The following is a 10,083-nucleotide window of genomic DNA, read 5'->3' on the forward strand; positions in this document are numbered from 1 at the left end:
CCCCGCCGGCGCCGTCAGTCCCCGAGCTCCGCGGCGCCGACGTACAGCCGCTTCAGCTGGCGAATGACGCGGTTGAGCGAATACGTCGACTTCGCCTTCTCGTAGGCGGCCCTGGACAGTTCGTAGCGGAAGGACGGGTCGACGACGACCTGCTCGAGGGCGTCCGCGAGCGCGCCGACGTCGTTGACGGGCACCAGCAGCCCGTTCACGCCGTGATCGATCTGCTCGCTGATGCCCCCGACGTCGGTGCCGACGAGCGCCAGCCAGCACAGCGCCGCTTCGGCGAACACGTTCCCGAACGCTTCCGCCCGCGACGGCAGGACGAACACGTCGAAGAACGGCATGAACTCCTCCGGATGGAGCATATAGCCGTAGAAGACGATATCGTCATAGACGCCGAGCGTCTTGGCGAGCTCCTCCAGCTCCTCCCGCATCGGCCCGTCGCCGATAATATGAAGCATGAACGGCAGCTCCCGCCGCTTCAGCTCCGCGCACGCCCGCAGCAAAATGTCCAGCCCTTTCGCGGGGACGAGCCGGCACATCGTGATGAGCTGCGGGACTTCGTTTTCGTGGGCCATGGGCTTGAACCGCTTCTCGTCGAACCCGTTGCGAATGACGAGAATGCGCTCCGGATGCTTCACGTACGCGCTCATATACGTCTTGAACGCCTCCGAAACCGTCATGAGCCGGTCCACATGATGCTCTAGCTCTCCGTAGAGCGACGTCAAGAACTGCTCTTCCGGCCCGCCCTCTTCGATGCGCCCGTTCAGCAGCAGCTCCTTCTCGAAGCTGGAGTGTACCGTCATGAGCACCGGGGTGTCGGGGAACAGCTTCTTCATGACGAGCGCCGCCACCGGATGGTGCGCGTGGATGACGTCGTAGTTTCCCTTGACTCTAAGTTTCGTCCACCATTCGTAATCTTTCAAGATTTGCATATATCTATCGACGATCGGCACGCCCGCGTACCGTCTCCAATCGAACGTTGCGAATTCGAAGCTGCCGGTGCCCTTCCCCCGCACCCGCTTCGGGATCGAAAACAACTCCATGCCCCAACCCATCCGAACGAACCGTTCTTGCACATACGGTACCATCGAAGATACCCCGCCCGGCTGTTCCGGCGGAAAAAACAACGCCTGCAACACGTTCACGGCCGTCCCCCCCTTGATGCATAGAAAACCTACCCTAAGGATACCGAAAAACGACGCCCGGGACAACGAAAAGGTCTAGCGCGTTTTCCGGAAGACGAAGCTGTCGAATTCTGTTACAATATGGGGGAATTCCCGAAGGAGGGTCGACTCCCTTGGCCAGCGAGTTATTTTTCGGATCGTCCGGCGGCATCGTCTCGGCGTTGATGATCCTGCTGATGTTGTTCCTAATGACGGCCATGTCCCTCAGACTGATGCTGTCGCGAAAGAAGAAAGCCTACTTCTCGCTGACGTTCTCGCTGCTCTTGATCGCCGTCCAATACGCCGCGGTCGTCGCGATCGGCGCCTGGCCCGACGCCGGCGACGGCGGCGCTTATCTTGTGAACGGTCTGCAGACGCTGTCTTTCATCGCGCTGAACGTCGGCTTATATCAGCTCTATAATCCAACCAAGCGGAAGGTGACGTTCCTCGCGTATCTCGGAACGATTCTGACGCTGCTCATCCTGGGCGCTCGTTATTACGCGGCGTCCGAGCTGTTCCCGGACCCTGCCGCCGCCGCGTCCGTTCAGGCGAACGCATTCCTGAACGTATGGATGGACATTTATTTATACGCGCTTATCTTCTTCTGCTTCTATTTCGTAACGCCGTCGGTCGGACAGACGACGAAGTACCAGACGGCGCTCGTCGTTTATTTCTTGACGCATTCCGCCGCGGTCCTGAACAGCTACGTATACGAGGAAGGCGCGACGGGGCTGCGGTTCGCCGAGCATTTCCTGCCCGTCGTCTTTTTCTTCATCGTGTTTCTCTTCATCTTCGAGCGAGTGTTGGAGCTGATGCAGGCGGTCTATCACTCGTCCATCACGGACGGGCTGACGGGCTTGTTCAACCGCCGGTTCTTCATGCGGCGGCTGCAGCAGTACCTGCAGGGAGGCGTCGCCGTAGGCGTCATCTTCACGGATATCGACAACTTCAAGAAGCTTAACGATACCAAAGGGCATCAGCAAGGGGACGAGGCGCTGCGGAAGGTGGCGTCGATCGTGCTCGAGATCGCCGAAGACATCGGCGTCGGCGGGCGGTACGGCGGGGAAGAGATCGTCATGATCGTCGCCGATCCGAAGCTCGACCCGGGCAAGGTCGCGGAGCGGCTGCGCGCGCGCGTCGAAGCCGAAGCGGGCGTCACCGTCAGCGTCGGTTGGGCGAAGTACCGCAAGGGCGTGACGGCCGAGCAGCTGACGAAGCAGGCGGACGAAGCGATGTACGTGTCTAAGAAGACGGGGAAAAACCGCGTCACCGCGTACAAGCCCGGCATGACCGCGGCCGGACTCCCGCCGCTGTCGGGGCCGCCGGCGTCCTCCGGCAGGTCGCTGCCGATGGAATGACCGGGCGGCTGTTCGATCCGCGCGAACGGGAATTCCTCCCTTCCGCGCGCTTCCTCGCCCGGCGAGCCCGCGCCTGAAACGGAAAACCTCCCGTCCGTTTCGCCGAAAGCGACGTCATGTCGCGAATTCGAGCGAATAGACGGGAGGTTTTCCCGTTCGACAAGCGATTTTCCCATATGAGGCCTGAATAAGCGGTAGGTTTTCCCGTTCAAGCCCGGGCGTTAGCCGCGGCGAAGGTGGAGCTCCCGGTTTTCTCGGGCCAGCATGCTCATGAGGATCGAGTCATGGTATTCGTGTTCGTAATACAGCGCCTCCCGCTCCGCAGCGCCTCCGAGCCGTACCCGCTCTCCATGCGCTTAACTTATCAAACCTATAGCCGCCTATGTAACCAGCGAATAACAGGAATGTCGTCCTGCAACTGAGCGAGGCTGCCGGCCGATCCGCGGCAGCCTCGTGGATACAGTGGGTAATTGGTAAGTCGACTGACAACGTGGCGCTTGGAGCGTTGCCAGCAAGATTATATAGCTTAGGACTCGATTTCTAAGGCGCGGAGAATCACCGCGACAGCTTCCGCCCGGGTCGCATGGGCCTGAGGCCTGAAGGCGTTGTCCCGGTACCCTGACACGACGCCGAGATTCGCCGCCGCGGCCACTGCCTGACGCGCCCAAGGCGCGACGTCGCTTTGGTCCGCGAAAGCGGTGCCCGTCGGCAACGCGTCCGGCTGCAGTGCGTTCACCGCCATCAGGGCCATCTCCTCGCGGGTGACGAGATCGTCGGGCGCAAAGCGGTATGCATCCCGACCCCGTAGGATCCCTCGCGCATAAGCGGCGGAGACGGCCTGACGAGCCCAATGACGCTCGGTGTCCGCGAACGGGCTGCCGTCGACCGCCGGCAGGTTCAAAGCGCGGACGAGCATAGCGGCGAACTCCGCGCGAGTGACCGTGCGATCGGGCCGGAACGAGCCGTCCGGATAACCGGTCACCGCGCCGCGTTCCGCAAGATCAAGGATGCTTCGCTGCGCCCAGTGCCCGGCGATATCCGTAAAGTTCGCCTCCGACTGCACCGGTGGTTTCGGCTCCGACGGTTCCTCTACGGGGATGGCCAAAGCTGCGAATACAGTGAAGTGATCGGTCGTGCCGCTGACCGTCCAAGCCGCTTCGTCCACCGTAATGTCGTTCAACGGTACCCATTCGTTCGTCTCCTCGTTCAGCCAAAAGAGGCCGATCTCCGAGCCTTCCGCCGGCGTAAAGCCGTCGGTTAGCTGTAACGTAAGCGTAATGTCCTTCCCGAACGGCCCGTCGACGTCTTTCTTCAAATCGATGACGCTGCCAGCCCATTGCGCACCCTCCGGTAGCGGCAAATGGGACGGATCGTCGATCTCAGCCACCATCAGCGTAAACGTTCGACCCAACGCTCCGCCGGGAATGACGATGCGCGTTCCGCGGAAGGTTAGAGTCGCTCCGTTCGTTCCGATCGAGTAGTTGGTATACGCGGGATGATCGTCGTCGTATGACCCGGTTCCGCCCGGTGCCTCCGACGGTGGTGGTGCGTACATCCGAAACCGGTTCGAAACGACGTTCGTTTCATTGCCCGCCGCATCCGCCGCCCGGATGTGCAAATACCAATCCCCGTCGCCTTCGTTCCTCGCAAGGTTGTCCCCGCTAGCGAACCGCGTCCAGCCCTCGGACGGAACGGTTATGTCCGTCGACCACGCGTACTGCAGCGTCGAGGCATCCAGACCGCTGCCGGCGCCGCCGTCGGCAACGGATACGGTCGTAGCCGCCGTTCGCGACGGGTCTTCGTTTCCGTTCGGGTCGAAGGAGACGGTCGGCGCCGTCTTGTCGATCCTCATCGTCAGCGGCATCGAAAGCGTATTACCAGCCGCATCCGCCGCCTGGAACAAGAACATATGCACGCCTTCTTGGTCGAGAACGAGCGGCGTTGCGTTCTCGTACGTCTCGGCAGCTCCTCCGTCGCGCGATACCGTGAGGTTCGAGAAGCCGCTCGCTCCCGCCTCGGCGTAGACGCTCACCGTCACGCTGAGGTTGGACCAAGCGCCGTCTGCATACGCGTCACCGTTCGCTTTCATGAGCGTCGGCGTCAGGCGCAGTCCGCTCCAGCTGATGTTCACCGTACGCTTCTCGGTCGCCTCGTTGCCCGCCGCGTCGGTAGCTTTGAACAAAACGGTGTTCGCGCCTTCCTCCTGCAGCACGAGATCCTGCGCCGCGTACTCACTCCACCCAGCGCCGCCGTCGACCGAATACACGAACGACGCGACGCTGACGTCATCCGTTGCGGTGGCTCGGACGGCGACCGGTTGGTTCGTCCACGTGTCGATCTCGTATTCGCCGCCGTCCGCTTCCGTCATCGTCACTGCGATCGTCGGCGGAACGACGTCCGGCATCGGGATGTCCGACGTATCCACGGCCAAACCGGCGAAGCCGAGCAGCGGCACGGTCGCCTGATCGACGACGTGTCCGAACAGCGGATCATACGAGAGGGTGACCGTATGCCCGTATTCCGCCGCTTCCTCCAAGAAGAAGGTCAGCTCCCTCGTCTGCGATCCGACACCTTCGACGCTCGCGATCCCCGCCGCGCTGCCGTCCACGCGTATCGCGAAGCCGGCGCCGGACGACGCGCTCACGTCTTCGTCGAACGAGACGATGACGCGGCTCGGGTGCGCCGCTTCGATCGCGGCGCCGGAGACGGTCGGCGGGGCGATGTCCATCTCCAGATTGGCCGCGATGCCCCGCAGAACCGGATACGTCTTCCCTTCGGTCAGGCTCCACGTTCCTGCGAAGTCCCAACTTGCGGCCGGGTACGTGTCGAATCGCTTCATCGCCGCGGTGGAGAGCGGGTCGCCTTTGCCCGTGTCGTCGGATTCTCCCGTCGTCTCCCGGTCATAAAAGCTATCGACGACGGATCCGCCCGACATCGCCCCCGCGAGGCCGCCGACGTCGCCGCGACCGACCACGCGGCCGACTGCATACGACGAGCGTATCGTGCCGAGCGGCATGTGCCCGACGAGACCGCCGACTTCTCCGTCGCCGGCGACGGGCGCGGCGGCGTAGGCATTTTCAATGAGGCCCGCGTCGTTCGTTCCAACCAAGCCGCCGACGGATTGCGTGCCGCTGACGGACGACGTCGAGTACGCCCGCTCCACCTCGCCGGCGTCGTTGTAGCCGGCCAGCGAGCCGACGCTGTTCCGTCCGGCGATGGCGCCGCTTTCCAACCCTACGTTGCGCACGATGCCGCCGGATCCGATCCTCCCGAACATGCCGACGTTGTCTGCGTACGGACGTCGAATCGTCAACCCGCGGATGACGTGGCCCGCCCCGTCGAATATCCCGACGTACGGCCCCCCGGCCGTCGCGCCGACAGGCGCGAAGCCGAGGCCTTCGCCCGCGCTAGTGGCCCACAAATCGGATCGGCGGTCGTCGGTGAGCGCCGATCCGAAGTCGATGTCGTTCGCCAGCGTGTAATCCGTCGTCGGATCCATCGCCATCAGCTGCAGCTGATGCGGCGTCCGGATCGACGCCGACCATTCCGCGCGAAGAAACGGCCGCGTCGAGCCGTCGACCATGTACCATTCGTCGGTGAAACCGAACCCATGATAGCTCCCCTGGGTTAGCGCCTGCGCCGTCGTAAGTCCGGTCGCCTCGCATATGCCGCCGTAGTTGTTGTCGAACCCGCAGGCATTCGGCCGGTTCGACGTCTCTGTATCCCAATACAGGTTTTCGGTGTATCCGCCGTTGTTGCTGCCGATGAGCCCGCCGATCATCGTATTGCCCGTAATGTTGCCGGTGGCGTACGACTTGCTAATAAGCCCATAGTCCGTCATCCCCACCAATCCGCCGACCGCAAAGTCCCCGCTGACGTCGCCTGTGGCATACGTATCGCTCACGAGGGCGCCGAAGTTGTACCCGAGCAACCCGCCGACCTGCCCTCCGGTCGTGCCGACCTGCCCTACGGTTGCGCTGACGTCGCCCGTAGCGTAGGAGCGATAAATCTCGCCGACCTCGTTAATGCCCGCCAGTCCGCCGGTGTAACCGCCGCCGGACACATTCCCTGTCGCATAGGACTCGCTGATCTCGCCGTCGCTGCGTCCGACAAGCCCGCCGGCATACAGCCCGACCCCGCTGACATCGGCTTCTGCATAAGAACGCCTCACCTTCGCGTCCCTACCGGTGTAGCCGAACAGTCCGCCGACGAGAGCGCCGGTGCTTTCGACCGTGCCGGTCACGTGCGAATCCTCCACGCGACCCTCCATCCGTCCGGCGATTCCGCCGATCCACGTATGGCCGACGATGGAAAGTTCCTCGAGGCCCAGCCGCTTGACGACGCCGCTTGCGCCGATCAGGCCGAACAAACCGACATTGTCCTCTGCCGGTCGTTCGATCGTCAGCCCGCGAATAACATGGCCCGCCCCGTCGAACGTCCCGACAAATGAGCCGCCGAGGTCGCCGATCGGCGCGAAGCCTGCTCCGCCGTTCGACGCCGCCGTCGCCGACGCGTCGATGTCCGCCCCGAGTACATAATGCGCGTCCAGATCTTCACGGACGTCATCCAGCTGTTCCAGCGTCATGACGACATAGGGATTGTCCGCTGTCCCGTCGCCGGTCATGCCGGACGCCCCGTCGGCGAACGTTCGCATCGGGAAAACACCCGCCGTCAGCGCTAGAACAAGAAGTAGAGATAGAATAGGCTTCGTCCAAGAGTTCATGCTTCGCACACCTTCCGTTGCTGAGATGCATTTTTTCGAGATACACCCGAAATTATAATGCAAACCCCGCCGGCCCGAATCTAACCCCGGTTATAGATTCGGTTATAGACGTACGACCTCTTCCGAAACCGATAACGAGACCCGCCCACTCGCCGAGTCCTGTCCGTCGTTCCAACCTTGCCCTGCATCTCCTTGCCCCGCCGGATCGCCTCCACGCGGCTCGTCGCCTGCAGCTTACTGTAAATATGATTGATGTGCACCTTCAGCTCCCCATCCCGATGCCGGGCGCCGCGGAGATTGCCGCGTTGTCCAAGCCCTCTTCCATGTGCCCGAAGATCATCAGCTCCCACCCCGAAGCACGACAGCGCCTTGCGGATGAAATCGAGCGACGGGGCGCTCCGGTCCCGGAGGTTCCCCCGACGGCGCTGCTTCACGTATTCCTCGAGCAGCTCCGCGAGCGACGGGCCCCGGTCGACGAAGAGGCGGACGTATGATCGTTGCGTTCGTACAGTAGTGCCCGTAGCACACCAGCGTTGAATCCTGCAGCCCCATCTGCGCCGTAAAGCCGATCATACTGCGGAAAAACGTATGAGCCGACGCGAAGATCAAATCCGCTCCTGTCGGACTATGCCGCAGTGAGAGGCGGATGTACTCAAGCCCTTTCATCACGTCCATGTCGTAGGAGGGCCGTTCATTCGCTGCAGCACTGCAACGCGCATCAGAAAACGCCGCGTCGCCCCGTCCAACGCCCCGAACACTTCCTCGAGCAGAAACTGCTCGAGCCGTCCGCCGTCTCCACCGACGCGGCTGCGCAACGGCTCTGTCGTCCGCTCGCCGACGTGCGGGGCGAGCGAAAGCAGCTTCAACCCCGTTACCCAGCCTTCGGTCCGGTGCAGCAGCCGCTCGAGCTCCTCCCGCCGCAGCTCTCTGTGCTCGCCGTCCGTCTGAAACAGCGCCACCGTCCCCCGGAGGTCGAAACGCAAGCGCTCCATCGGGATGTCGTAGACCCAAGCACGCTCACCCACAAAATTTTGGCGAAAGACGGCGGCGTGTTCATCGTCGATGACGTGCCAATCGTCGAATACGATGACTAGCGGCTCTCGCAGGACGTTCCGTGCGTTAAGCAGCGCCACGAAGAACGGCTCGTATTGGCCGGGGGCGAGCGCGATGCGGCCGCCGCGCTTGCGGCGGTATCGGACGCCCCGCCCGCGCCTGCACGACGGCGGCCGCGACGTAGCGCCAGAAGCGGATTGAGTCGTTTCTGCCTGGCCCAATCGGAGACCAGCGTCGTCTTGCCATAGTCGGCCGGAGCGACGACGAACGCGGCCTTACGGTGCAGCCCGCCGTTCAGCTGCGTAAGCAGTTGAGGCCGGGTAACCGCATGCCTCGGTGTTGGCGGGATCCGAAGCTTCGAGTGGAACAAGACGTCAGTTTCATTCGGCGTGTGGGACAACGGCGGTCATTCCTCTTTTTCGCGGTGGTTGTTGGTCGGAAATGTATCATAACTTGTCCGGAGGGCAAGAGGATGTTGCCGGTTCGGAGGAGCATCGGGGTCGCGTCGAACCGCTTCCGAACCAAGTGCCCAAGAATCACCACTGCTCCTTGAATACAGCTGTATGAAAAAGGTGAGTGGTTATGGCGAGGATACCCAATTACCAGCAATCCCTTCTTGATGAGCATTTTTTATGGCATAGCAATATGAACATGAATATACGCGCAGGAGATGGTATCGAATTCCTTCGGTTTCATCGTAATTTTTTACGGAAATCTCTACGATGGTATAACGCCCAAGGACTAAACCCAAGAAGCGTAGAACCTTGGTCTTCCATCCCATTAGAAATAAAAATGCATCCAGGATGGACCCGTACATTACAAGAGGCTGAAACTCGCATCACCAGAAATCTAGCTTCGTTCGAATCATCCGATGAGCTCGGCATATTTTTGCTGACATCGTCTCTCCATGACGCCATACATGCCATCGGAGCGGAGGTTTATAATGACGTTGATTTCGGTCTAATTCGTCTGGCTCCGAGAAGTACACTTTTCTATAATTGGCATAGATTGATCGATCGTTGGTGGAGAGAGTTCCAACGAATCAAAAAGGTCAGGAGACGGTCCGGATAAATTTAATAAAAACGCCGCCAAGCTTCCTTCGACGGAATCTTGGGTTTGATTCAAAGGCGAGACGCCTCTTAGCGTTCCAAACTTCCTGTATTCATTGCCGGCAAGCACAAGTCGATTGGGGCGAAGTCACAACTTCAACCGCTTCGTCGCCGTCGGCGTTACCGCCGTCAGTTCCAATATGGCGCAAGATGACGGCCGTGAGTATGGCGAGGATCGCGATGCTGACTGCGCTCGTTGCCGCCGCTGCATTGAATCCCGCCGTGAAGGCTGCCTGCGCCTCCTCAAGCAAGCCGGGAGGCAGTTCTTGCGCTACCGAGGATGCCCCCGCGAGGCTGTCTCCGACAGCCTTGTGGACATCCTGATCCAGCGTATCGGGTATCCGGTCGAACATCCGGCTGCGATAGACGGCGGTCGCGAGGCTACCCAGCGCGGCAATGCCAACCGCCAGGCCGAGTTCCTGCACGGTCTCGGCCATGGCCGAGGCTGATCCTGCCTTCTCCGCTGGCGCCGCGCCTACCACCAGATCCGTGCCTAGCGCGGCGATCGTACCAAGGCCGAGATAGACGAGCGAAAACGCGGCAGTGACCAGAGCAATGCCGGATGGCTCGTTTTCGAGGCGCGTGAGCATCAAATAGCCGATGACCGACAGTCCGAGCGCGCTCGCGATCACATAGCCGGGCCGGATACGCCGCGATGCCAGCGGGGCCGCGAT

The 10,083-nt window shown here is 61.6% G+C and carries 5 protein-coding genes and 1 pseudogene; 1 reads left to right on the forward strand and 5 read right to left on the reverse strand.

Annotation, left to right across the window (positions count from 1 at the left end; translation table 11 throughout):
- Positions 1-14: 14 nt before the first annotated feature.
- On the reverse strand, positions 15-1,148 hold the full coding sequence (locus RIN49_RS27545; protein WP_309123318.1) for a glycosyltransferase family 4 protein: 1,134 nt from the start codon (positions 1,146-1,148) through the stop codon (positions 15-17).
- A 152-nt stretch (positions 1,149-1,300) separates the two neighbouring features.
- Here RIN49_RS27545 and RIN49_RS27550 point away from each other — a divergent pair, with 152 nt between their 5' ends.
- Positions 1,301-2,524 (forward strand): GGDEF domain-containing protein, encoded by a 1,224-nt coding sequence (locus RIN49_RS27550; protein ID WP_309123319.1) that lies wholly within the window; start codon positions 1,301-1,303, stop codon positions 2,522-2,524.
- Between the two features lie 526 nt (positions 2,525-3,050).
- On the opposite strand, the gene RIN49_RS27555 is transcribed toward RIN49_RS27550, so the two are convergent.
- The 4 genes and pseudogenes from RIN49_RS27555 to RIN49_RS27570 form a co-directional block, all read right to left on the reverse strand.
- Complete coding sequence (locus RIN49_RS27555) at positions 3,051-7,178, reverse strand: S-layer homology domain-containing protein (RefSeq protein WP_309123320.1); 4,128 nt, start codon at positions 7,176-7,178, stop codon at positions 3,051-3,053.
- A 149-nt stretch (positions 7,179-7,327) separates the two neighbouring features.
- Positions 7,328-7,681 (reverse strand): hypothetical protein, encoded by a 354-nt coding sequence (locus tag RIN49_RS27560; protein WP_309123321.1) that lies wholly within the window; start codon positions 7,679-7,681, stop codon positions 7,328-7,330.
- A 231-nt stretch (positions 7,682-7,912) separates the two neighbouring features.
- A complete protein-coding gene (locus tag RIN49_RS27565) occupies positions 7,913-8,521 on the reverse strand; it encodes a hypothetical protein (protein WP_309123322.1) in 609 nt (202 codons plus the stop codon).
- Between the two features lie 941 nt (positions 8,522-9,462).
- Positions 9,463-10,083 (reverse strand): annotated as a pseudogene (locus RIN49_RS27570) (hypothetical protein); the annotation flags it as partial.

It is taken from the genome of Paenibacillus sp., from assembly GCF_031177825.1.
In the GTDB taxonomy this organism is placed as follows: Bacteria; Bacillota; Bacilli; order Paenibacillales; family YIM-B00363; genus Paenibacillus_AE.

Bases quoted from the DNA above. Each gene is read 5' to 3' on its own strand.
- RIN49_RS27555 (WP_309123320.1), bottom strand. From the start codon at position 7,178: ATGCGAACGTTCGCCGACGGGGCGTCCGGCATGACCGGCGACGGGACA.